Origin of the sequence: Vibrio sinus, assembly GCF_023634645.1 — a bacterium.
Taxonomy (GTDB): Bacteria; Pseudomonadota; Gammaproteobacteria; order Enterobacterales; family Vibrionaceae; genus Vibrio; species Vibrio sinus.
Window position 1 is genome coordinate 54,294 of the sequence record NZ_JAMKMR010000009.1, and the last position, 24,796, is coordinate 79,089.

Below are 24,796 nucleotides of genomic sequence, written 5' to 3' on the forward strand. Positions count from 1 at the left end.
TTTCATATACCCACCAACAAACAAAGCGCCCATTCAAAACAGAGACTAGCCGAATTGAATCAAGCGCTTATCAAGCTTTATTATGATGGTTAGACCAAATTGCGAAAAAACATTTGGCTAACCGCTATTCTAGAGCACTAAATAGCTTCCACCAACTCAGGCATTATCTCAAACAAATCGCCGACTAGCCCATAGTCCGCAATTTGAAATATCGGTGCCTCAGGGTCGCTGTTGATCGCTACTATCACCTTGGATTCTTTCATTCCAGCTAGGTGCTGAATGGCTCCTGATATTCCCACCGCAATATAGAGCTCCGGAGCCACAATCTTGCCCGTCTGGCCTACTTGCAGATCGTTCGAGACATACCCTGCATCAACCGCCGCTCTAGAGGCACCAATGGCACCATTAAGTTTATCGGCAAGCTTTTCTACCAGTTCAAAGTTTTCTTTACTACCTAAGCCTCTCCCACCTGATACCACGACTCTTGCAGCAGGCAATTCTGGGCGCTCGCTTTTCGTCTTCTCTACGGAAACAAACTCAGAAGCTTGGTTTTGGTAAGTGTTTGTAAGTGGTGTAATGCTCGTCGTACTGTCCTGACCCACTTCCACCGAATCAAACGCGGAAGTGCGGATTGTCATGAGCTTTTTATTGTCATTAGACTTCACTTTGGCAATCGCATTACCAGCGTATATTGGGCGAATAAAAGTATCTTCACTTTCTAATTCAATGACATCTGAAAGCTGACCTACATCCAGCAACGCCGCCACTCGTGGTAAAATGTTTTTACCAAAGGTGGTCGCTGGCGCGAGTATATGTGAGTACTCGGTACCGACTTCAGCCACCAGCTCGGATGCGCTTTCGGCGAGTATATGTTCAAACGTGTCATGGTCGGCAACCTTGATGCTACTCAGCGGCGAAATCTTTGCTGCCGCTTCCGCTACTGACTGGCATTGGTGCCCCATAATCAGCAAGGTAATCTCAACATTCGGTAGCGTTGTCGCCGCTTGAATCGTTCTCAACGTGTCTATCGATAAACTATCGTTATCGTGCTCTGCAATAACCAAAGCCTTAATTGTATTTTCACTCATTTTGTAGCCTCTAACTTGTTAAACCTTATGCAAATAACCTAACGCTTTATCCAAACTCAAATGACTTTCGCTTCATTTTTAAGCTTATCGACTAGTTCGGCCACGTTAGAGACCAACTCACCTGCTTGTCTCTCTTTAGGAGGCAACACTTGCAAAATTTCTAGTGAGGCACTGACTGTAATTCCTAAGTCAGAGGGCTTCAGTACCTCAAGTGGTTTTCTTTTGGCTTTCATAATGTTTGGTAAAGAGGCATAACGAGGCTCGTTCAAACGCAGGTCAGTACTGATGATTGCTGGGAGCTCTAGTCGTAGCGTCTCAAGACCGCCGTCGATTTCTCGTGTCACCAATACTTTGTCTCCTTCCACTGAAACTTTGGAAGCAAAGGTTGCAAGCGGCGAGTTTGTTAACGCTGAAAGCATTTGTGCCACCTGATTGTTATCGGTATCAATCGACTGCTTACCCAGTAGCACGATGCCAGTTTGCTCTTTTTCCATTAATGCTTTGAGTGTTTTTGCCACAACAAGAGGTTCAGGCGACGGAGTATCGACATGAATCGCTCTATCGGCCCCAAGTGCTAACGCAGACCTAAGCTGTTCCTGACAGCTTGTCTCTCCCAATGAGGCAACAATGACCTCTTCAGCGATTCCTGACTCTTTTAATCGGATGGCTTCTTCAACGGCAATCTCACAGAATGGATTCATTGCCATTTTCACATTGTTAGTTTCAACACCCGACCCGTCAGACTTCACCCGAATTTTCACATATGGGTCGATGACACGTTTTATCGCTACAAGAATTTTCACAGTATGGTCCTTATCAAATGAACATCAGGGCTAATCAGCCTATGCAACTATATTTGCGCTACCTCACTAAAATCTGCAACTTGGTAAAAACTCACAACAAAAAGAGAAACCAGGTCACTATTTCATATTAGTAAAGTTTACGTTTACGTCAACTGCACTATATTAAATTTTATGTTAACAATGTAAGAGAAGATTTACATTATGGAAAGAGAATGTATGGAATTTGATGTGGTAATTGTTGGCGCTGGACCTGCCGGATTGTCTGCTGCGTGCAGATTGGCACAGCTCAATGAGAAATCTGAACAGCCTCTTTCAATCTGTGTTGTTGAAAAAGGCTCGGAGGTGGGTGCTCATATTGTCTCAGGTGCACTTTTTGAAACCACCGCACTCAATGAATTGTTCCCAAACTGGCATGAGATGGATGCCCCGATTAGCACTCAAGTAAACAATGACCAGTTTTTTTATTTAGCGGGCAAACACAATCAGCTTAAGGTTCCTCACTTTCTCACCCCTAAGCCCATGAGAAACTCACAGCAGACGTACATAATTAGCTTAGCCAATCTATGCCGCTGGCTTGCCGAGAGAGCGGAATCTATGGGTGTGGAAATTTTTCCGGGGTTTGCGGCCGCCTCTGTGAATGTCGATCAGCAAGGCCGCGTAACTGGTATCAACACCTCAGATATGGGGATAGGCAAAGATGGCGAACAAAAACAGAACTTTGAACCAGGTATTGAGCTGAAAGCCAAATATACCATCTTCGCTGAAGGCACTCGTGGGCATCTAGGTAAGCAGCTCATCAAGCAGTATAAATTGAATGAAGGTAAACAGCCTCAACATTACGCAATAGGTCTCAAAGAGATTTGGCAAATGCCAGAGGATCACGAGCAACATCAAGCCGGAACAGTGATCCACTCGGTTGGCTGGCCTTTAAATGAATCTGACTCATTCGGTGGAAGCTTCCTTTACCATCTTGAAGACAACCAAATCGCGGTCGGTTTGATTGTAGATTTGAATTATTCCAACCCTTACCTAAGCCCATTTGACGAATTTCAAAGGCTCAAGCACCACCCAACCTTCAGTAAGTATTTAAAAGGTGGTCAACGGATATCTTATGGCGCACGGGCCATTACAAAAGGCGGACTATCATCTCTACCAAAGCAGCAGTTTCCCGGGGGCGTACTGGTTGGCTGTGATGCGGGTACACTGAATGGCGCTAAAATTAAGGGCAGTCATACTGCGATGAAATCCGGTATGTTGGCAGCAGAAGCCATTTTTGCCCAGCTGACCAGTAGCCAACCCATCGAGACACCGGATTACGATACGTTATTTAAAGACTCCTGGCTGTATGAAGAGCTCGACCAAGCGCGCAACTTCAATTCTGCGATACACAAATATGGCAATATTTGGGGTGGCATGTTAGCAACCTGCGAGCAAAACATCTGGCTACCAACATTACGTTCAAAAGTGCCATGGACGATAACCGATGAATGCCCAGATCATGAAAGCCTCCTAGAGATCAGCCAAAGTGAGCCCATAATTTACCCTAAACCAGATAATGAGCTCAGCTTTGACAAACTTTCGTCGGTGTACCTGTCAGGCACTCAGCATGAAGAAAACCAGCCTTGCCATTTAATCGTTAAAAACACCTGCACACCGATTAAAAACCATTTACCTAGATTCGATGAACCCAGTCAGCGCTACTGCCCGGCAGGTGTTTATGAAATTATTCAAACGGACAGTGAGCCACAACTTCAAATCAATGCCGCCAACTGTGTCCATTGTAAAACCTGCGATATCAAAGACCCATCGCAAAATATAAACTGGGTCTCACCGGAAGGCGGCGGCGGGCCAAACTACCAGAATATGTAGTTTGTATAAAATAGGCTCCTGATAAAGGAGCCTAAAACATTACTCAAACCAGCTGCTACACATTGAATTTGTTGACCAAAGCTTGAAGGCTTTTTGATACCTCGGATAGCCCTAATGCAGCGCAGTCGATTTTTTCAGACGCATCTCTCAAGTCTTTTGAAGAATCTTTCATATTAGAAACATTATCATTAATACCATCACAACTCACTTTTTGCTCTTCTGTAGCAGAAGCCACTGTTGCATTTATCGTAGAAAGTTCATCAATTTTTTGGCTTAATACCGTCAAGTCTTCACTAACATTTTGGACTAAGGTCACCCCTTTCTGAGCGGAGAGATTACTTCTTTCCATTGAATTAACACTAGAAATAGTGACCTCTTCTAGTCGGGTGATATTCGTTTGTATTTCGATAGTACTATTTTGTGTTTTGGACGCCAACTGGCGTACTTCGTCGGCTACGACGGCGAACCCTCGGCCACTTTCTCCAGCTCGTGCAGCTTCTATAGCCGCGTTCAAAGCCAGTAAGTTTGTTTGTTCAGCAATGCTCGTAATAACACTTAGCACGCTATTAATTCTATCTACTTCATCCCTTAATTGCTCTAACGTATCAGCCGCTTCTTTTACATCATTCCCTAGCTGCCCTACATGAGTAGCGGCTTCCTTTGCTCGAGTTGCATTCTCAATCGCACTTTCTCGGCAACTATGGGTGTATTCAGAAGCAGAAGCACTGCTTTCTGAAACTTCTTGTAAGGCTAAATTAAATTGTGTCATCGATTCTGTAATGTTACGTGCCTGGCTACTTTGTTGAGTTGCAGCGTCGTAAGAACTATCCGTGATACCATGAAGATCTTTGGTTGAGCTGGTAATCATATCAGTACTGGCTTTTACTGAATCAATAATATTTTGTATTTGCTCTATGAAAATATTAAAGTTTTGCGCCACCGTATCAAATTCAACGATATTGTGCATGGTCAAGCGTCGATTTAAGTTCGCTTCACTAGAATTCAGTTCAATAAATTGTTGTTTTAGTTCATCTAACGGTCTTAGAAGATATTTAATAACCAACACGGAAAGAGCAGCACCCAAAAGCATCATAATGATCGTGACAACGCTACCAGAGTAAATAATATTGCCGCTAAGCTTAGCCGTTGGTGCCAAGGCCTCCTCAACATCTATTTCTGATAATATGGCCCAAGTCTGTCCCGCGACTGAAACCGGACCAAACGCAGACAATACAGGCACGCCACGATAGTCCTCAAACATATCAAATCCATTTTGACCACTTAAGGCTTGTTTTACTCCGGGAGTATAAACAGGTTGCAACGAAATGCTTGTTCCTTTGAGCTCAATTTCCTTCGCAGCTTGAATGCCTTTTTCGGTAAGAATAGATAGATAGCCAGAAGAGTCCTCTACCCAGAATCGACTTTCATTCCGCAACGTATTATCCGGACCAACCAAGTACACTTCCCCGGAATCACCAAACCCACGCTCTTTCCAATTGCCATCTTGGGTCATAATATTGTTCAGTGCATCAATCGGCATTTGAAATATTAACACTCCAATTAGCGTGCTTCCGTTAAATATTGGTGTGGACATAAAGCTAGCGGGCGCGTTATAGGAAGGAAGGTAGGATGCAAAATCGGTCAGCGAGATCTGCCCTTTAGAAAGCGTTAAAGCATTTTTATATGCGACGCCAATACCTGTGTTGGCATATGGCCCATTTTTCAAACTGGTTGCAAAGTCTAATTCTTTAAAAACGCTATAAACAATATGTCCATTTTGGGGCTCTACTAAGAAAATATCGTAATAGCCGAACGAGTTAAGAAAGTGTCGAAATGTATCATGGTAACGCTGATGGGTATTGTTGTAGGCTGTATTATTTTTCAGTGAATACAGCTTATCTTTATTTCCAAGAGGATTAGAATTATTAGAAATAAAATCATATTGAAAGAGATAAGTTAGTGGAGACAGCCCAGATAGCATTTCTGATACATTAACCGAATCACTGTTAACCGTATTGTACTGGTTTAAAAAATTTTTCTGATAATAGCTTTGTACACTATTTTTATAATCAGATGGAGGTTTTGTTCGATCGAAATCATACGACGAGAAAGCCTTATCAAATTTCGTCATGGCTTCTCTTGTTACAACGTTATTGGCAAGAGAGGTAATCTGCTTTTCTATCTGAGAAAAGTATTTTTCAACTTGTGCTCTTACTAAGTCTCTAGAAGAAGTCAGCTTCTTTTTGGATTCATCAAGCAAAACCCCGCGCATTTCATCAGTTGAAAGGTAAGTGTTAATAGCTGTGCTAGCAATCAGGGAAAACGCAATCCCAGCGACAATGACCAACATCATTCTTATTTTTAAAGACACGCAATTCACCCTCCATGGTGCATGATTTATACTACACCGACGTTTTCGCTCAAGTGTTTCAATAGCAAGTAAGCACTTTCTCCTGAAATTCCGTAGGGGTCGAACTCAGAACTAATCGAGTACATTTTATTGGTTACCGCATTGATAGTCGTATCCCCAACATACCCCATACTCCAACTAGAGAAAGTACGATGACTTATTTCCTTATAGTCTAAAAGAATAATTTTATTGTGGCGCTTATCGTTCAAAATCTTATGATATACCTCATTTACTCGAGCTCTTGAGCCTTCCAAACATTGGAGAAAATATTTTCGATTGAAACACAAAAGACCAGTGATATCTTTTTCGGCGTTATTTTTTTTTGCTGATTCGATGATCTGATTAATACTGGCTTCCGATAGCCTTTCGGCAATAGAGCTAACATATATAAGCTGTACAAGTAACATACCTACCCCTTTTAACGTTTAATTTATATACATATTTTTAGACTAGAGTATTTAGTTATAGAGGTTTAATATGTCCTCTTAATACATTATTATTACAGTAGGCTTTGTGATATTCCTCACCACGAGATACCAAAAGCTCACACCTGAAACTTGTTAAGGTTGTCTTGTAAGCTAGCTACACTGGTTTTTATCTGTTCGCTACTTCCTGCGGTAATTTTTGTTTCTGATGCGGTTTCTTCCGCAATCGCTTTGATACTTTCAAGGCTATTGTTGATCTCTTGAGCAACAATAGATTGCTGTTCCGCCGCCGCCGCAATTTGCATGTTTAGTCCAGCAATTTGACTGACTGATTCGGCTGCCTTCGAGAATGTCTCCGCTGACTCAGAGCTTCGAGTCAAACACACTTCTGCCGCTTCCGTTCCTCTGCCCATGCTTTCTACTGCATTTTGGGCTTCAGACTGCAAGCGCTCTACAAGTTGCTGAATATCCACTGTCGCATCTTGAGTTCGTTGGGCCAGCGAGCGCACTTCGTCCGCGACCACCGCAAAGCCTCGCCCGGTATCTCCAGCTCGTGCAGCCTCAATAGCCGCATTCAAGGCGAGCAAATTGGTTTGCTCTGCAATACCTTGGATAGATGCTAACACTTGCCCAATTTTATTCGTTTCGGTCACTAAGTTCTCGATGACATTAGAAGAATTAGTCACTTCTTCAGCCAGCTCCTGAATCACTTTTTGTGTTGCTACAGATTCATTTTGCCCTTCGAGAACTCGCTGCTTAACTTCGTCGGTGACCGACGAAGCATTCGTCGTACTGCTGGCCACTTCTTGAGTTGTCGCATTCATTTCATTGATGGCGGTCGCCACTTGTTCAATGTCATTTCTTTGCTTTTCGACACTTTCTAATGTCCGTTGCATAGAGGTATACGCGGCATTTGAGGACTGGCCGAGTTCTTTAGCTTGAATGTTAACTTCACCGATGGTGCCGGATAGTACATCCAGCAACCGATTAAATGATCGTGCCACTTTACCAACTTCATCTTTTGTAGGTGCATCAAGTCGTATGGTTAAGTCTCCATCACCATGGGATACCTGACGAACCCGCTCAATAAGGTCCAGCAAAGGATTTCGAATCGCTCTTACGACCAGTAACGGTAATAGAATACCAATGACAATGGCAACAGTGGCAATAATAGCCATCCACTTTAATGCAAATTTCTCATCTTCTTCTGCCTGCAAAGCACTTTTAAGGGTAAAGTTTTGCACTTCATCAAGGATATCTATCAAGGCATGATCGAGCTTATCTTCCAATGCCTCAACTTTGACTGACTTTTCGAGCATCTCTTCTATCTGCCCTGATGCGCCAAGTGCGAGTACTGCGTCAACCTCAGTAATTAGACCCGCGTATGACTTTTCCACATCTTTTAGCTGCCCATGCAGCATCTTAAATTCTTTCTTTGCAGACTCTGAATGCAGGAGAGGAATGGCTTTTTCAATGAAGTGTTCAATTTCAATGATTTCTTTTTCCGTTTTTACGGTCAAATCATGTACTTTTTTACTCGCAGCCTGGTACTTGCTCATTTCCTCCATCCCTTGGGATACACGAATCGCTTTCACTATAGCGCGTTCAAACAATATCGCCTGTTCGAGTTGATGCTCCGTAACAACGGTCATTTTTTTGGTTAATGGGATGTCTTCTTCAGCAATATCAATCAGTTCATTACCAATTTTGTTCATTTGATATAATGCAAAACAACCCATGATAATCATGAGCAATAGTTGAGAAGCCGCTAGTAGATAGACTTTATGTGCAATCGCGAGCTTAGATAACATAGGCTTAATTCCGTGCTAAAAGGCTTGAGTTTTTCTCTTCCCTTAGATAAAGCCTAGCAAATACCTAGTTTTTCAATAATATGTTTATTTTATAAACTGTATTTTGTTCTCATTTAAAAAGCAGCGATTATAAAATCTATGCTTTGTATATCTTTTTGTTAAGAAACAATTGATACATATGAAACTTATTTCTTTTGTGGCAAAAAATAAGAGAGCGTGAACGCTCTCCTGATTATCCAGACATAGATTGTCTATGTTGCGTCTAATAGTCAGACTTTTTAGCCAACACTTTATCAATATCTGCCGAACTGTGTCGCTCTAATAACTGCTCCCATTCTTCACCCATTGGCCTATTGACAATGCGGCCGCGTTGTACGGCTTCTCTTTGTGAAATCATGGTCGCCCAGCGTAGAACGTTTTTGTAGCTTTTGACATCCAAAAACTCCCCAGCCTCATACGCGTTATTTAACACAAGATTTCCATACCAAGGCCAAGTGGCGATATCAGCGATGCTATACTCTTCTCCGCCCAAGTAGGCGTTATCTGCCAATCGCTTATCCAGAACATCCAATTGGCGCTTGGCTTCCATTGCAAAACGGTTGATGGGATATTCAAACTTTTCTGGAGCGTAGGCATAGAAGTGTCCAAAGCCTCCACCCAGATAGGGAGCAGAGCCTTGTAGCCAAAACAGCCAGTTCATCACTTGCGTCTTTTGCTCTCTGTCTTCTGGCAAGAAGTGACCAAATTTTTCGGCTAAATAAAGCAAAATCGAGCCTGATTCAAACACCTTGATCGGTTCACCTTCTGAACGATCTACCATGGCAGGGATTTTTGAGTTAGGGTTAACATCTACAAACCCAGAAGAAAATTGTTCACTCTCTCCGATACGAATTAAAAATGCATCATACTCTGCTTCTTTGATGCCCAAGGCCAACAGCTCTTCAAGCATGATTGTGACTTTCTGCCCATTGGGAGTGGCCAAAGAGTATAGCTGTATTGGATGTTCGCCTACTGGTAGCTCTTGTTGGTATCGAGCCCCCGAATCTGGCCTATTAATACTCGCCCATTCACCACCATTTTCTTGTTCCATGGTCCACACTTTTGGAGGGATGTATTCGCTTGTCATTGTCGTTCCTTAGTTGGCTTTTATAATCAGATATAAGGCCTAAATCCTAAAATTAAAACGGTATTACCTTAAATTGCTTAGAACGTTTGGATCTATCTTTATCTCTAATATTCTTTGGTAGAAACCCGCGAGCAAAATACTGATTTATTTCTCATTTATCCATAAACCCATCACCTTACTGGGATACGATCTCAGTTTTCCAAACCAAGACTAGCAAGACAAATCATGCCGCAAGTAAAATGTCTATAGGCAACAACTAAAGGGAATTAAAGATGACTGCAGTATTAGAAAGCCAAGTTCAAATCAGTAGCGTACCGGAACTAATGTCTAACGGTATGAGCAATTCATGTTTAAAACAAGCCGTCGGTTTTCATTTAAATACCATACGATACCCAGGAATCGATACCTGTATCAGTATCACCATCGCCTATGAGGTCGGCATTGTCGGTTTACATTTGTTTAGGAACACCATGGAGTCAACACTGGAAGATGCTGTTGAGCAACTAAGACGAGAATCTGCAAACTGTTCGGGTAACATCCTTCACGTTCTCATCGCTGGAAATATTGAAAATTGGATGAGCAAGGCCTTCTTCCACAACTACAGCCTTTCAAACAAAACATCGAAAAGTATCAAGTCATTGCTCATGACCAAGTTCGGCATTGAAGGAAGTGAAATTATTACGACCACTCAAATCCAAAATAATGTTGAAGTCACCAAACAAAGTGGCACACTCAGCGCTTCTAATTATCCTTTGGATTAAACCAGAAGCCACCAAAATGCAAAAAGCCCGAGCTATTTACAGCTCGGGCTTAATGTACCTGCGCGTCTGATTACATTCGTAAACCACCATCGAGCTCTAACACTCGACCAGTGTAGTAATCGTTTTCAAATATAAACTTCGCCGCATGTGCCATCTCGTTCGCTTGCGCGATTCGGCCAACTGGAATCATTTTTTCTAGTCGCTCTATGGCTTCTGACTTAAGTTGGTTTGCCATTGCGGTTTGAACAACCCCGGGGGCGATAGCCGCAGCGCGAATACCATATCGAGCTAGCTCTTTCCCCCAGCCAACAGCCATGGTGGCAACCGCTGCTTTTGATGCCGCGTAGTTGGTTTGTCCTATGTTACCCGCTCTCGCCACGCTAGAGATGTTAATAATGACGCCTTTACTTTCGGTTTTGATCATACTCGCGGCAGCTTCCCTCGAACATAAGAAAGTCCCCGTGGTATTCACATCCATTACCGTTGTAAATTGCTCCAGCGACATTTTCGACAACTCGCCATCTTTCGCTTTTACCAACATACCATCTTTCAAGATACCAGCGCTGTTTATCAAGCCGTTAAGCTTTGAAAAATCACCGACAATCTGGCTAAAGGTGGATTCGACTTCTGATTCATTGGTAACGTTAAGCGGATACACTTCCGCTTTGACACCATACTGATAGCAAAGCTCCTGAGTTTGTTTCAGTGTTTCTAAGTTCAAATCAAGTAACGCGAGGTTTGCACCCGATTCTGCAAGGGTCAACGCCATGCTTTGCCCTAAGCCTTGCCCTGCCCCCGTCACTGCGATCACACTGTGTAATAAATCCATATTGAATTACCCTAAAGCTAACCGATTAACGGTTTGACTGACGTTGATAAAACTCGAACATGCTGGAGAAATCTAACTCTCCGTTACCATTAGCATTGTGCAACGCGTACAAGTTTCTTGCTAATGCACCCATTGGAGTAGCAGATTGGCTTTGTGCTGCTGCGTCCATACCCAAACCGAGATCTTTTAACATCAGTTTGGTCATAAATCCGGGCTGATATTGATTGCTCGCGGGAGCGGTATCCATGACGCCTGGGCAAGGGTTGTAGAGCTCCAACGCCCAGTTTCGACCCGAGCTTTGCAGCATGATGTCGGAAAGCACTTTAGGATCGAGCCCATTTTCAATGCCAAGATTGAGCGCTTCACACGTACCCGACATCAGGATGCCTAGCATCATGTTATTGCAAATCTTCGCCATTTGTCCGGCACCGGCTTGGCCTGCATGAAAAACGTTTTTGCCCATATGCTTTAACACAGATTGGGCTCTTTCAAATCCCATATCCGTACCGCCAACAATAAAGGTTAACGTTCCAGCTTTAGCGCCTGCCACTCCACCCGATACTGGAGCATCAACAAAATCGATGCCCTTTTTGCTTGCTTCATCGGCAACAACTTTGGCTGATTCAGGGTCAATCGTTGATGAGTCAATGAGTAGTGTCTCGTTATTGACGAGATTTAACAGTCCGGTGTCGCCTAAGTACACAGAACGTACATGCTGCCCAGCAGGCAGCATGGTAATAACAACTTGCGCGCCTTTTATCGCATCTTCGATTGAGTCTGCGACCTTCGCCCCTTTCTGCTCGAAAGGTTGCGTTGTCGATGGATCTAAGTCAAATACGCGCAGGGAATAATCTGCGGTTACTAAATTCATAGCCATTGGGCTACCCATATTCCCTAGCCCGATAAAAGCGATAGTACTCATATCACTTTCTCCTTTCATTCTAATCAATGCGTTAAAAAATTTGGCCTAAGGCTGGTTACCTTAGGCTCCTAGTGATTTAAGTGGGTGCTCTTCCACTGACCACAACGAGTCAAACAGCGAGTCAATCACGCCAGTATCCACATCCATTACCGACGAAAACTTCCAATTTGGCTTGCCGTCTTTGTCAATCAATCGAGCTCGCACGCCTTCTTGAAATTCGCCAAAGGTGCTGCCCTTAACTGACAAGTTCAGTTCTAATCGGAAGCAGTCTTCCAACGACAAAGATTGATATTGGGTTACTTGCCGGTAACAAATGTGCGCCGTAATTGGGCTGCCATCTTTTAACGTGGACTTAACCCCTTGCAACCATTTGTCGTCGGTTGTACCAACGGTTTCCATCGCTAAGACTTTTTCCACTATGGTGTCGAGGTCGTTGCCGCTGCAAGCCGAGCATATTTGGCTTAGATAGGGCAGTAGCTTCGCTTGTGGAATTTGTCTGATCGCCTGCTGGGATAACTCTAATAATGCGGAGTTAATAGAAGATGTTGCACTTGCATTGGGCTGCCAGTTCGTGCGCATTAACGCATCTAACAGCCTTTGCTTTTGCTCTGAATGAACAAAGTAGTCGGCCATTTCTATCTCAATGGCATCTTTGGCATTGATGCTCGCTCCGGTTAAACCTAAAAACAAGCCAACCCCAGGCTCTAGTTGATTTAAGAACCAAGTGCCGCCAACATCTGGATAAAGCCCAATTGATACTTCTGGCATGGCTAAACGAGATTTTTCTGTGACCACTTTATGGCTAGCCCCCATAAACAGCCCCATTCCACCTCCCATGACAATCCCATCACCCCAAGCGATTACAGGTTTAGCGTAGGTATGGATAAGATAGTCACATTGGTATTCCAAAGTGAAGTATTCAGTACAGAACTTCTGAGTGTCAGCGGCAGTTTCTTCTTTCATGACGCGATACATGGTTCGTACATCGCCACCCGCACAAAACGCTTTTTCTCCCTCTCCCTGTAAGAAAACGCAGACAATTGAGTCATCCGTTTGCCACGCCTCTAGCTGGGTGTTTAACTTATCCAGCATGTTATAAGTCAGCGCATTAAGAGAGGACGGATTGTCTAAAGTCACTACTCCGATCGAATATTGACGATTTTCGCAAGGGAGTCGCTCAAATCTCACGTTGTCAGTCATACCCGCTCCTGTTTATCAGTTCTTCCAATTTGGCTTACGTTTCTCAAGAAACGCATTCACGCCTTCCACCTGATCTTCTGTATTGAACAGTTTAAGGAACAGCTCTCTTTCTTTGGTTAACCCAACATGGAGAGGTTCAACACGGTGATTTTGAATCAGTGTTTTACAGGCTGCGACAGACGAAGGCGATTGATTGGAAACCGACTCAGCTAGGTTGATAGCCACCTCCCGTGCTTGCCCTTTTTCAACTACTTCTTCAACTAACCCAATTGACAACGCCTTGTCCGCGGAAAGCTGCTCACCGCATAAAATCACTCTTTTCGCCCACCCTTCGCCGACCAATGCCGTCAAGTTCTGCGTGCCACCTGCGCAAGGTAAGAGCCCTACTTTTGCTTCAGGCAAAGCCATAAGCGCTTGTTGCTCGGCAATGCGTATATCACAGGCTAATGCCACCTCTAATCCACCTCCCATCGCATATCCGTTAATCGCAGCGATCGACACGCCACGAAATGCTGATAACGCTTCAAACGCTTCACCGAAAATATGCGCCATATCCATCGCAACCGCTTTATCGCCACTGGCAAACAGATTGAGATCAGCACCAGCAGAGAAAAACTTCTCGCCACTACCGGTTATCACTAAGGCATAAATTTCTTTATCCTTGTTTAACTGGCCCACCAACTTGGTGAGCAGTTTTAAACTCGATTCCGTCCAAGTATTGGCAGGAGGGTTGTTCATGGTGAGAATCGCGACGTGGTTTTTAATATCAACCTGAATCGCACTATCTTGTTCGTATTCCATTGCTGGACTCCTCAACAATTTTTGTGGTGGCTACAATATTTCCGCGCCTTCCTTAAGTAAGTGACGAGCGACGATCAATCGCATGATTTCATTAGTACCTTCCAGGATTTGATGTACACGCACATCACGGAAATAGCGCTCCATCGGATACTCTTTGATATAGCCGTAACCGCCATACAATTGCAGGGCCTGATCACAGACTTTGAACCCCACATCGGTCGCAAAACGCTTGGCCATTGCGCAGTAGGCCGTTGCTTGTGGATCTTGACGATCAAGCTTACTGGCTGCGTAACGAACAAGCTGTCTGGCCGCGACTAGCTCCGTTGCGATATCGGCGAGCTTAAACTGCAATCCTTGAAACTGAGCCAAAAATTGGCCAAATTGTTTTCGCTCTTGCATGTATTGAGTCGCTTGATTCAGTGCTTGCTGAGCGGTACCAATTGAACAAGTGGCAATATTGATCCTACCGCCATCTAACCCTTTCATCGCAAAAGTAAAACCTTCACCTTCGCTACCTAAAAGATGGTTTTCGGGTATTTCCACATTATCAAAACTCACGGTACGTGTGGGCTGGCTGTTCCACCCCATCTTGGGCTCTTTTCGCCCATAGCTGATGCCTTCAGCGCTGGTAGGGACAACAAACGCTGATACCCCTTTTGCATTGTCTTGTCCTGTACGAGCCATCACCACCAGCACATCAGTATCACCTGCACCAGAGATAAAGCATTTGCCGCCATTCAAAATGTAGTGACCGCCTTGCTTTTTGGCCGTGGTCTTCAATGAAGCCGCATCTGAGCCTGCGTTAGGCTCAGTTAAGCAATACGAGCCTAGCCACTCACCCGTCACCAATTTGGGACAATAGTCACTTTTCACTTGCTCGGTGGCGAAACTCGCGACCATCCAAGTCACCATATTGTGAATCGTCATAAAAGCGGTGGTCGAGGTGCAGCCCATCGCTAGCTGTTCAAATATGATGGATGAATCCAAGCGGCTTAAACCTAAGCCGCCTTGCTCTTCTGGCGTATACAAGCTTAGAAATCCAAGCTCACCCGCCTCTCGTAATACTTCTTTGGGGAAGTATTGTTTTTCATCCCACTCTGCTGCCATCGGGCTCAAACGCTCTAGGGCAAACTGGCTAGCCGTATCTGCGAAAGCGCGTTGATCTTCGTTTAACTCAAAATCCATAATTCACATCCAATTTCATCAATGTGTATTTACGCGAACTATCGCAATTGAATGGTTAAGTTTGGTCCTGTTGGGATATCATCATCAAACCAACGGGATGTCACCGTTTTGGTTTCAGTGTAAAAACGTACAGCCTGTTTGCCATAAGCATGTAAATCACCATAAAAACTGCCACGCCAACCCGTGAATGAGAAAAATGGCAGTGGAACAGGAATCGGCACGTTCACACCTACTTGACCGACTAAAATCTCATGCTGATATTTGCGAGCCGCGGCACCGTTGGCAGTGAAAATAGAAGTACCGTTGCCATATGGGTTACGGTTGATTAGCTCAATCGCCTCTTCCAAAGTATCGACTTCCACGCACAGCAGTACCGGGCCAAAGATTTCTTCTTTGTAGATGGTCATTTCTGTAGACACGTTACTAAAGATGGTTGGCCCTACCCAGTTGCCATTTGGCAGCCCATCGACATGGCATTCGCTGCCATCCAACTCACAAATCGCGCCCTGATCTTTACCTTCTTGAATCAGGCGAAGTACTCGTTGTTTCGCTTGTTGGCTAATCAAAGGGCCGTACGCGGCTGAGTTATCGTCCCATTTTCCTGGGTGAATTTTCGCCATCTCAGTTTTTAGATCTGAGATCCACTCTTTCGAGCTTCCAACAAATACAGCAACAGAAATCGCCATACAGCGCTGACCAGCTGCGCCCACTGATGAACCCACCAAGTTACTAACCACTTGATCTTTATTAGCATCGGGCATGACAACCATGTGGTTCTTTGCTCCCGCAAACGCTTGCACGCGTTTAAAGTGCTTGGTGCCTTGCTCATAGATATATTGAGCGACAGGGACAGAGCCAACAAAAGAAATGGTTTTAATCTCTGGGTGCGCCAGTAGGTAATCAACTTGCTCTTTCTTTCCATGCACGATTTGCAGAACACCTTTTGGAGCACCTGCTTCTTTAAACAGCTCAGCCAATCGCATTGCCGTCAAAGGTACTTGCTCTGAAGGCTTTAATACAAATGTATTGCCGCTTGCGATAGCAATGGGGAACATCCACAGTGGGATCATTGCAGGGAAGTTGAAAGGCGTGATACCACAACACACTCCAAGAGGCTGAATCATTGAGTAGGTATCGATATTGGTCGCGACGTTCTCGACCATTTCTCCCATCATATTGCTAGAAATATTGGCCGCCTGCTCTACCACTTCAATACCGCGCCATACATCCCCTTTCGCATCCGCAAGGGTTTTGCCTGTCTCTTGAGACAAAATTTGCGCCAGTTCATCATGATGCTCTTTCAGAAGGTGTTGATATTTAAGCATCAACCGCGCTTTTTCAGGAACGGCGACTTCTTTCCAAGTTCTGAAAGCCACGCTTGCACTTGCAATAGCCTTTTCCATTTCATCTTCTGTAGCACAGGGTACTTTGGCAATTACTTCGTTATCTGCAGGGTTGGTAACTTCTACCCACTCTTGCGTTTCAGAATGATGGAACTCTCCATCAGTAAACAGTGAAACTAGCTTTGTCATGACTTTGTCCTTTACTCTTCTACAGGTATTTCAATGCCAACCGCGGTTGCTTCTCCGCCACCGATACACAGTGACGCTATCCCGCGTAGTACTTTTTTCTTGTCACTGTCTCCATCAACGCCAAGCGCTTGAAGCTGACGTAAGCTATGGATAAGGGTGACCAAAATACGAGCGCCACTCGCGCCAATGGGATGACCCAGCGCGCAAGCACCGCCCTTCACGTTAACCTTGTCTGTGTTTAGCCCTAACTGACTGACAGCAATTTGGGTTACCACGGCAAAAGCCTCGTTAATTTCCCATAAATCAACGTCTTCTATTGCCCAATCTAGTTTGGAAAGCAAATGCTCAATGGCATAGACAGGGGCAATGGTAAACTCTGAAGGCGTTCTCGCATGAGTCATATGGCCTTTGATGATCGCAAGCGGCTTTAGACCTTGTGTTTTAGCGGTTTCAGCGTCCATCAAGAGCAACGAAGCGGCACCATCTGATATGGCGCTTGAGTTCGCAGCGGTCACCGTGCCATCTTTGGCAAACGCAGGTTTTAACTTGGGAATCTTGTCTGTGTTGATGGAAGGAGGAAGTTCATCAAAGTCGAGCGTTTCTTCTTGGCCTTTCTTTTTTCCGACCAATGTCATCGGCTCGATTTCATCATCAAACAGGCGTTGTTTCTGAGCCTCAATGGATCTTTGCGCAGACAACGCTGCCCATTCATCCATTTGCTCTCGGCTAAACTCAAGCTTATCGGCAATCTGCTGAGCGTACACACCCATTAGCTCACCTTCATAGGCATCTTGCAGCCCATCTAGAAACATATGGTCATAGCTGGATTTGTGCCCTAAACGCATACCGCTACGTGCTTCTTTTAGTAGATACGGTGCGTTGGTCATGCTTTCCATACCGCCCGCTACTGCGGTAGAGATGGACCCTGCTTGAATCAAGTCATGAGCTAACATCACTGACTTCATCCCCGAACCGCAGACTTTATTGATTGTGGTGCATGGCACTGAGTTAGGGAGCCCTGCCCCTAAAGCCGCTTGCCTTGCTGGCGCTTGCCCGCAGCCCGCAGGTAACACACAGCCCATGATAACTTCATCAATATGTTCGGGAGAGACGGATGCACTCTCGAGCGATGCTTTGATGGCCGATGAGCCTAGCTCAGGTGCGGAGAGAGATTGTAATTTGCCTTGAAAACAACCTAAAGGTGTACGCTTTGCGGATACTACCCAAATGGCCTTGTCCATTTTTCTGCCCTCAGTTAAAAAAGTGCTTCAATATGTCACTTTGTTTCTTGACGTTTACGTAAGCATAGCACTAACATTAACGTAAACGTAAAGAAACAAATTAATTACATTAATTTCTTTTTATTTGTGAATGTAATCATCTTTTTACAGTGACTCATTTTTCAGGGATGACACAGAACCTTTGGAGAACATCATTTGGAAACATTTAAAATCAGCGAGCTCGCGAATGAGTTTGACGTCACAACAAGAAGCATTCGCTTTTATGAGGAACAAGGGTTACTTCACCCAACCCGGAATGGCACCGTCCGCGTCTATCAACGCCGAGATAAAGTGCGTTTAAAGCTCATATTGAGAGGTAAACGCCTTGGCTTCTCGCTCGATGAAATTCGTGAACTATTTGAACTTTACGATACAAATCAGTGTGATACTCAGCTAATGAAAATGCTGGATATCATCGACGAAAAGCAGGCGACTTTGCGCCGCCAACTCAAGGATATTGATGTGGTGATGCATGAGCTGGATAACGCTAAGGAGCGATGCCTACAGGCGCTCAATCGCTCTAGCTCCGAAAAGGTCGCAAACAAAACCAACGCATCATAAATACACACTCTTCTCTTGGGAGACGTTATGAAAGATTGCTACACCCCTTTGAATTTTGGACTCGATGAAACCGTTAAAATGCTGCGCGAGCATGTCAACGGTTTTGCTAGTGAACATATTGCGCCTATTGCTGCTGACATCGACAGCAATAACCAGTTTCCCAACCAGCTTTGGCCACTATTAGGTGAAATGGGCTTACTTGGTGTGACAGTAGACGAACAGTACGGCGGTGCAGGTATGGGATACCTAGCACACGTGGTAGCAATGGAAGAAATCAGCCGAGCCTCGGCTTCCGTCGCGCTTAGCTACGGAGCCCACTCCAACCTTTGTGTCAACCAGATCTTTCGTAACGGCAACGCCGAACAAAGAGAAAAATATCTTCCACGGCTGATTGAAGGTAGCCACATTGGCGCATTAGCGATGAGCGAGCCGAACGCAGGCTCCGATGTTGTTAGCATGCAGCTTAAAGCCGAGCTCGATGGCGACCATTTTATCCTAAATGGCAATAAGATGTGGATCACGAATGGCCCTGATGCTGACGTACTTGTCGTGTATGCGAAAACGGACCCAAGCAAACATGCTCATGGCATCACAGCCTTTATTATTGAACGCGAATTTGCAGGTTTTAGCCACGCACAGAAACTGGACAAGCTCGGTATGCGCGGCTCCAACACCTGTGAACTCGTGTTTGAAAACTGCCGAGTGCCTAAAGCCAACGTGTTAGGTGAAATCAACCAGGGTGTAAAAGTGTTGATGAGTGGGCTTGATTACGAGCGCGTTGTGCTCGCTGCTGGACCACTTGGCATTATGCAAGCTTGTCTCGACCTTGTCGTACCCTATATTCATGACCGCAAGCAATTTGGCCAATCCATTGGGGAGTTCCAACTTGTTCAGGCCAAACTGGCAGACATGTATACCCAGAGCAATGCAGCGCGTGCTTATGTTTATACCGTTGCAGCGGCATGTGATCGCGGCGAAACCACTCGCAAAGACGCCGCAGGTGCCATTCTATACAGCGCTGAGCTAGCCACCAAAGTCGCGTTAGACACTATTCAACTTCTTGGTGGTAACGGCTATATCAACGAATTCCCAGCAGGACGTTTATTGCGCGACGCCAAATTGTATGAAATTGGAGCAGGCACGTCAGAAATCAGGCGCATGCTTATTGGACGCGAGCTGTTTAATGAATCGCGATAACACGTTAGTTTTAGGATAAATCATGACAGTTCTTCAATCGAAAGTGAAAAAAGACACACCACTGTATCTGCGAAACCGAGAGATCATGCAATCTCTCGTTCGTACACTTCAGTCTGATGTAGAAATGATCAAACAAGGTGGTGGTCACGCAGCCATTGAGCGCCAACGCAAAAAAGGCAAACTACCTGTTCGCGAGCGGATCGCCAGAGTGTTAGACCGAGATTCAGAATTTCTAGAAGTGGGCCAGTTTGCTGCTTGGAACGTCTACGAAGAATCCATACCTTGTGCTGGTGTGGTCGCTGGGATAGGAAAAATCGAAGGCATCGAGTGTATGGTGCTGGCCAATGACCCTTCGGTAAAAGGCGGAACCTACTACCCTCTCACGGTAAAAAAACACCTTCGGGCACAAGAAATCGCTGAGCGTTGCCATCTGCCGTGCGTATACTTGGTGGACTCTGGTGGTGCTAACCTCCCTCATCAAGCCGAGGTATTTCCAGATAAAGACCACTTTGGTCGAATCTTTTTCAATCAAGCAAGAATGTCGGCCAAAGGCATTCCGCAAATCGCTGTGGTACTGGGCCCATGTACTGCTGGTGGCGCTTACATTCCCGCCATGGCGGATGTGTCCATTATCGTTAAGCAGCAGGGGACCATTTTCCTAGCTGGCCCCCCTTTAGTAAAAGCGGCGACAGGCGAAGTGGTCACAGAGGAAGAGCTAGGCGGCGCTGATGTCCACTGCAAAAAGTCCGGCGTTGCCGATTACTATGCCAACAACGAATCGCACGCTTTTACGTTAGCAAGACAAGCCATTTCAAATATCAATCAGCAAGAGCATGCGCCGCTGAACACGTCGGCACCTGAGCCAAGATATAACTCAGAAGAAATCTATGGCATCGTCAATGCCGATCTTAGATTATCGTTTGACGTCCGTGAGATCATTGCTCGCATTGTAGACGATTCCGACTTTGATGAGTTCAAAGCCATGTATGGCCCGACGCTAGTTTGCGGTTTTGCGCGAATATATGGTCAACAAATTGGTATTGTCGCCAATAACGGCATCCTATTTTCCGAATCGTCACAAAAAGGCGCACATTTTATAGAGCTATGTGCCAAAAGAAAGATCCCTCTGCTCTTTTTGCAAAACATCACCGGCTTTATGGTGGGTAAAAAATACGAAGAAGAAGGCATCGCTAAACACGGGGCCAAGCTCGTCATGGCGGTCGCCTGTGCCGATGTGCCCAAGTTTACTGTTATCATCGGTGGCTCATATGGTGCTGGAAACTATGGAATGTGTGGCCGTGCCTACGATCCCACCATGATGTGGATGTGGCCAAATGCACGAATTTCCGTCATGGGTGGTGAACAAGCCGCTGGCGTTCTCAGTCAAGTCAAAAGAGATATTAAAGCTCGTAAAGGCGACACTTGGCCGGAAGATGAGCAAGCGAAATTCAAGCAATCTATTGTGGAAAGTTACGATGCTCAAGGGCACCCCTACTACGCCAGCGCACGCTTATGGGATGACGGGATCATCGACCCTAGATCGACACGTACGGTATTGGGACAGGCACTCAAAGCGTCACTACGTGCTCCAATACCTGATAGCCAATTTGGCATATTCCGAATGTAGGTTGGCGATATGAACGATAAGCAAAATCCTGATTCTGCCCATGTAATATGTGATGTCGATAAATTTGGTGTGGCAACCCTTACACTGAACCGAGCAGACAAGAGTAACGCGTTTGGTGATGAAATGATTGAGCTTTTGCTCAATCATCTTAGCTCACTGAGAAATAACCCACAGGTGCGCTGTCTCACACTACGCGCAAAAGGCAAACACTTTTCCGCTGGCGCGGACTTGTCGTGGATGAAATCGATGGCAACGAAAAGCCACGCCGAAAACGTGCAAGACGCTCAGCAGCTTGCAAAGCTCATGCACGAACTCGACACCTTTCCTCATCCCACAATTGCTCTCGTGCATGGATGTGCATTTGGAGGAGCGCTTGGCCTAATTTGTTGCTCAGATATCGCTCTCACCACTGGCGAAGCTATATTCTGTTTTAGTGAAGTCAAGCTTGGCCTCATCCCGGCCACGATTGGTCCGTACGCTTGCCGTGCGATGGGCACGCGGCAAGCACGTCGGTTTATGTTAACGAGTGAACGATTTAATAGTGCTGAAGCGTTAAAACTCGGCGTCGTTCACGAAGTGGTTGAGTCGGAACATGAACTGGAAGACAAGCATGCTCAGTTGCTAAAGCTGATTCTGAACAATAGCCCCGGGGCGGTAAAACAAACCAAATCTTTGTGTTTACGTTGTGATAACGAGCCGCTGAATGAGCCTTTAATTCAGTACACCAGTCAACTTATCGCGGATGCCAGGGTGTCAGAACAAGGCCAAGAAGGGTTACAAGCTTTTTTTGAAAAGCGTTCACCCAATTGGGTAACTTTAGAAAAAGAGAGTTGAGCAATGAAGATTGCAGCTAATTATCCGGATAAAGTGACCATAGTGGAGATGGGTGCACGAGATGGACTGCAGAATGAGCGAGTTGTGGCTACCAATGCCAAAATTACGCTCATTGAGCAACTGTCGGAAACTGGGCTGTCACACATCGAAGCTGGCTCTTTTGTCTCCCCCAAATGGGTTCCACAGATGGCCGATTCTAAGGCCATCTTAGAGCGAATGATTCGCAACCCCAATGTGATTTATTCAGCGTTAACACCCAACCTAAAAGGCTTTGACAATGCGATGGAAGCTGGCGTCGATCAAGTCGCGATATTTTCGTCCGCCTCCGAAGGTTTCTGTAAGAAGAATATCAATTGTTCTATAGCAGAAAGTATCGAGCGCTTTGTGCCTATCCTTGAACAAGCTAAGCAAAAAAATATTCGCGTGCGTGGTTATTTATCCTGCGTAGTCGATTGCCCATATGACGGACCTACCAGCCCCCAACAAGTCGCTGCTATCGCTAAAGAGCTATTTGAACTGGGTTGCTATGAAATATCTCTAGGTGACACTATAGGGACAGGCACCCCAACGCGCATTGCAAATATGATTGAATTGGTCGCACAGCATGTACCCATTGCCAACCTAGCGGTGCATTTTCACGACACATGGGGACAGGCACTTGCCAATATCCATCAAGCTTTGAGTATGGGGATCTCTGTGGTCGATAGCAGCGTTGCAGGCTTAGGTGGATGCCCGTATGCCAATGGTGCCTCTGGTAATGTCGCGACCGAAGACGTATTGTATCTATGCCAAGGTTTAGGGATCGAAACTGGTGTCGATCTAGAAAAAGTGGCTCAAGCAGGCTGGGCAATTTGCAGAAATTTGAACAAACGCCCTAGCTCCAAGGTGTCATTAGCACTTATGTCTTAAATTGATAAGGTTGGATAACATGTTTAAAACCACAATTTTCCCACGATTTTCTGATACAGATGCATTAGGTCACATTAACAACACTGCGTTTGCGATTTGGTTTGAAGAAGCAAGACTGCCTATTTTCAAAATCTTTCACCCTACGTTGGAAGTAAAAAGTTGGCCTCTTATTATTGCCCGTATCGAGATTGACCTCTTAGCCCAAACTTATTGGGGTAAAGACGTTGAAATACGCACTTATGTTGAAAAAGTAGGCAATTCATCGTGCCACCTTCGCCACGAAGCATGGCAAGAAGGCAATCGAGTCGCGAAAGGATTAGCCATATTGATTCACTTCGATTATAAAACCAACCACTCGAAGCCTATAGACGATGGTATCCGCCAAGTGTTGCTTAGCCATCAAAAAACGTCCGTGGCTGAAGTATAGCTCGACGTACAAAAACGATTGACTCTCCCGTAGGGGTAAGGTTCATGATAAAGCCCAAGAGCTCAAGCAAATACGAGGACTAAAACCATGAATGTACGTAATGAGTCAAAGCAAGTATTCGACCTAGGTAAAGTGTCTTGCGGTGGATGCGTGAAAAGCATCGAGGAAGCACTCAACAATCTGCCCGAAGTGGATTTTGTTGAAGTAGATTTTGACAAGAAACAAGCGTCGGTTGCAGGTAATGTGGAGGCGGCCGTTGTGATTAATGCCGTTGAACAAGCAGGTTATGAAGCCCATCTGGCATCAAATTAAACTCAATTAATCGCCTGAAAACCTACAGTAAGCAAAGCCACCAAACATTCACCTGGTGGCTTTGTATTTTTCACCGAAACAGATTGCACCTACTTGTTAAGGTGCTCATTCATCACCTTATTCACATCAATTTTGCTCAAGCCTTCGTCGACAATGGCTTTCCAACGTTTACCTTCAGCATCGTTAGTGAACGCAATGTATAAACCTTTTTCTGCAAGAAGCTTGGGGTTCATGACTAACGTTTTGTCATATTGTTTAAGGCTAGGGGTATGTGAGACAAGATATTTAAGAACGTTGCTATCTATCACCGCTAATTGAACACGTTTTGTCGCCACTTTTTTCAGGTTCAATTCATCCGATTTGGCTGCATCGGCTTGGATCTTCCCCGATGCTACCATGGCATCAAATTCGGTCGTATTCACATACCCTCGAACGACACCAATTTTGTATGACTTAAGATCGTTTAGGTTTGACCAAGTCACTGGAGCTGATACGTTTTCAACAAACCCTAAAGGACCAGTTCCTATTTTGTCGGAAAACACAATGTCGGTAGAATCGAATTTGTATTCCGGAAAGTACCCTGCAATTTTCTTGTCCGTTTTGGCAAGATGAACCGTTCGAGACCATGGATAGAATTCAACTTTCAACGAATGCCCCATTGCTTCAACCGCGGCTTTTACAACCGCCACAGATGCGCCCTGCTCAGGCAGTGATTTTCCTGAATACGGGGGCCAATCTAACGAAGTCAACGTTAGTGTCTCTGCTTTAATTGTCGCTGAAACGAGCAAGAATAAAATACCAGCAACGAATGTAAATTTTTGCATCCTTAATTCCTAGTTAGTCAGTCCAATGACGGTGTAAGTATAGACAATGAATGGTCTAGCCAT

At 45.0% G+C, this 24,796-nt stretch carries 23 protein-coding genes; 9 read left to right on the plus strand and 14 right to left on the minus strand.

Annotation, left to right across the window (positions count from 1 at the left end; all coding sequences use genetic code 11):
• Positions 1 to 137 precede the first annotated feature (137 nt).
• Positions 138 to 1,088, minus strand: a complete 951-nt coding sequence (locus M9194_RS11015) for an electron transfer flavoprotein subunit alpha/FixB family protein (protein WP_250612691.1) — start codon at positions 1,086 to 1,088, stop codon at positions 138 to 140.
• A gap of 56 nt (positions 1,089 to 1,144) precedes the next feature.
• Positions 1,145 to 1,891: an electron transfer flavoprotein subunit beta/FixA family protein gene (locus tag M9194_RS11020; RefSeq protein WP_250612692.1), complete on the minus strand. Its 747-nt coding sequence runs from the start codon at positions 1,889 to 1,891 to the stop codon at positions 1,145 to 1,147.
• Between the two features lie 201 nt (positions 1,892 to 2,092).
• Here M9194_RS11020 and M9194_RS11025 point away from each other — a divergent pair, with 201 nt between their 5' ends.
• Complete coding sequence (locus tag M9194_RS11025; RefSeq protein WP_250612693.1) at positions 2,093 to 3,760, plus strand: electron transfer flavoprotein-ubiquinone oxidoreductase; 1,668 nt, start codon at positions 2,093 to 2,095, stop codon at positions 3,758 to 3,760.
• A gap of 55 nt (positions 3,761 to 3,815) precedes the next feature.
• Here the strand turns inward: M9194_RS11025 and M9194_RS21770 are convergent, their stop codons facing one another.
• From M9194_RS21770 to yghU, 4 genes are all read right to left on the minus strand, one after another.
• The gene (locus M9194_RS21770; RefSeq protein WP_250612694.1) at positions 3,816 to 6,131 is read right to left on the minus strand and encodes a methyl-accepting chemotaxis protein; all 2,316 of its coding nucleotides are present in this window, start codon (positions 6,129 to 6,131) and stop codon (positions 3,816 to 3,818) included.
• 26 nt (positions 6,132 to 6,157) lie between these two features.
• Complete coding sequence (locus M9194_RS11035) at positions 6,158 to 6,577, minus strand: BLUF domain-containing protein (protein ID WP_250612695.1); 420 nt, start codon at positions 6,575 to 6,577, stop codon at positions 6,158 to 6,160.
• A gap of 137 nt (positions 6,578 to 6,714) precedes the next feature.
• A complete protein-coding gene (locus M9194_RS11040; RefSeq protein WP_250612696.1) occupies positions 6,715 to 8,406 on the minus strand; it encodes a methyl-accepting chemotaxis protein in 1,692 nt (563 codons plus the stop codon).
• A 262-nt stretch (positions 8,407 to 8,668) separates the two neighbouring features.
• Positions 8,669 to 9,532 carry a glutathione-dependent disulfide-bond oxidoreductase gene (yghU, locus tag M9194_RS11045; protein ID WP_250612697.1) on the minus strand — a complete coding sequence of 288 codons (864 nt, stop codon included), beginning with the start codon at positions 9,530 to 9,532 and terminating at the stop codon, positions 8,669 to 8,671.
• A 272-nt stretch (positions 9,533 to 9,804) separates the two neighbouring features.
• Between yghU and M9194_RS11050 the strand changes: the two genes are divergently transcribed.
• Positions 9,805 to 10,293 (plus strand): hypothetical protein, encoded by a 489-nt coding sequence (locus tag M9194_RS11050; RefSeq protein ID WP_250612698.1) that lies wholly within the window; start codon positions 9,805 to 9,807, stop codon positions 10,291 to 10,293.
• A gap of 70 nt (positions 10,294 to 10,363) precedes the next feature.
• Here M9194_RS11050 and M9194_RS11055 read toward each other — a convergent pair whose 3' ends face one another.
• The 7 genes from M9194_RS11055 to M9194_RS11085 are packed head-to-tail and all read right to left on the minus strand — an operon-like array spanning position 10,364 to position 18,003.
• A complete protein-coding gene (locus M9194_RS11055) occupies positions 10,364 to 11,122 on the minus strand; it encodes an SDR family oxidoreductase (protein ID WP_250612699.1) in 759 nt (252 codons plus the stop codon).
• Positions 11,123 to 11,147: 25 nt separating this feature from the next.
• Entirely contained in the window at positions 11,148 to 12,044 is an 897-nt protein-coding gene (gene mmsB, locus M9194_RS11060; protein ID WP_250612700.1) for a 3-hydroxyisobutyrate dehydrogenase, read from the minus strand.
• Between the two features lie 60 nt (positions 12,045 to 12,104).
• Positions 12,105 to 13,244 (minus strand): enoyl-CoA hydratase/isomerase family protein, encoded by a 1,140-nt coding sequence (locus M9194_RS11065; RefSeq protein ID WP_250612701.1) that lies wholly within the window; start codon positions 13,242 to 13,244, stop codon positions 12,105 to 12,107.
• A gap of 15 nt (positions 13,245 to 13,259) precedes the next feature.
• Positions 13,260 to 14,045 carry an enoyl-CoA hydratase gene (locus M9194_RS11070; protein ID WP_250612702.1) on the minus strand — a complete coding sequence of 262 codons (786 nt, stop codon included), beginning with the start codon at positions 14,043 to 14,045 and terminating at the stop codon, positions 13,260 to 13,262.
• 30 nt (positions 14,046 to 14,075) lie between these two features.
• The gene (locus tag M9194_RS11075) at positions 14,076 to 15,230 is read right to left on the minus strand and encodes an acyl-CoA dehydrogenase family protein (RefSeq protein ID WP_250612703.1); all 1,155 of its coding nucleotides are present in this window, start codon (positions 15,228 to 15,230) and stop codon (positions 14,076 to 14,078) included.
• A 38-nt stretch (positions 15,231 to 15,268) separates the two neighbouring features.
• Positions 15,269 to 16,762 (minus strand): CoA-acylating methylmalonate-semialdehyde dehydrogenase, encoded by a 1,494-nt coding sequence (locus tag M9194_RS11080; protein ID WP_250612704.1) that lies wholly within the window; start codon positions 16,760 to 16,762, stop codon positions 15,269 to 15,271.
• A gap of 11 nt (positions 16,763 to 16,773) precedes the next feature.
• Positions 16,774 to 18,003 carry an acetyl-CoA C-acyltransferase gene (locus M9194_RS11085; protein WP_250612705.1) on the minus strand — a complete coding sequence of 410 codons (1,230 nt, stop codon included), beginning with the start codon at positions 18,001 to 18,003 and terminating at the stop codon, positions 16,774 to 16,776.
• A gap of 195 nt (positions 18,004 to 18,198) precedes the next feature.
• Here M9194_RS11085 and M9194_RS11090 point away from each other — a divergent pair, with 195 nt between their 5' ends.
• The 7 genes from M9194_RS11090 to M9194_RS11120 all read left to right on the plus strand — a co-directional run bounded on the left by M9194_RS11090 (position 18,199) and on the right by M9194_RS11120 (position 23,909).
• Positions 18,199 to 18,603, plus strand: a complete 405-nt coding sequence (locus M9194_RS11090) for a MerR family transcriptional regulator (RefSeq protein WP_250612706.1) — start codon at positions 18,199 to 18,201, stop codon at positions 18,601 to 18,603.
• Positions 18,604 to 18,630: 27 nt separating this feature from the next.
• Positions 18,631 to 19,800 carry an isovaleryl-CoA dehydrogenase gene (locus M9194_RS11095; RefSeq protein WP_250612707.1) on the plus strand — a complete coding sequence of 390 codons (1,170 nt, stop codon included), beginning with the start codon at positions 18,631 to 18,633 and terminating at the stop codon, positions 19,798 to 19,800.
• A gap of 22 nt (positions 19,801 to 19,822) precedes the next feature.
• On the plus strand, positions 19,823 to 21,427 hold the full coding sequence (locus M9194_RS11100) for a carboxyl transferase domain-containing protein (protein WP_250612708.1): 1,605 nt from the start codon (positions 19,823 to 19,825) through the stop codon (positions 21,425 to 21,427).
• 9 nt (positions 21,428 to 21,436) lie between these two features.
• Positions 21,437 to 22,261: an enoyl-CoA hydratase-related protein gene (locus M9194_RS11105; protein WP_250612709.1), complete on the plus strand. Its 825-nt coding sequence runs from the start codon at positions 21,437 to 21,439 to the stop codon at positions 22,259 to 22,261.
• 3 nt (positions 22,262 to 22,264) lie between these two features.
• Positions 22,265 to 23,170: a hydroxymethylglutaryl-CoA lyase gene (locus tag M9194_RS11110; protein WP_250612710.1), complete on the plus strand. Its 906-nt coding sequence runs from the start codon at positions 22,265 to 22,267 to the stop codon at positions 23,168 to 23,170.
• Positions 23,171 to 23,189: 19 nt separating this feature from the next.
• Positions 23,190 to 23,597 (plus strand): acyl-CoA thioesterase, encoded by a 408-nt coding sequence (locus tag M9194_RS11115; RefSeq protein ID WP_250612711.1) that lies wholly within the window; start codon positions 23,190 to 23,192, stop codon positions 23,595 to 23,597.
• Positions 23,598 to 23,684: 87 nt separating this feature from the next.
• Positions 23,685 to 23,909, plus strand: a complete 225-nt coding sequence (locus M9194_RS11120; RefSeq protein WP_250612712.1) for a heavy-metal-associated domain-containing protein — start codon at positions 23,685 to 23,687, stop codon at positions 23,907 to 23,909.
• 89 nt (positions 23,910 to 23,998) lie between these two features.
• Here M9194_RS11120 and M9194_RS11125 read toward each other — a convergent pair whose 3' ends face one another.
• Positions 23,999 to 24,733: a substrate-binding periplasmic protein gene (locus tag M9194_RS11125; protein ID WP_250612713.1), complete on the minus strand. Its 735-nt coding sequence runs from the start codon at positions 24,731 to 24,733 to the stop codon at positions 23,999 to 24,001.
• Positions 24,734 to 24,796: the final 63 nt, after the last annotated feature.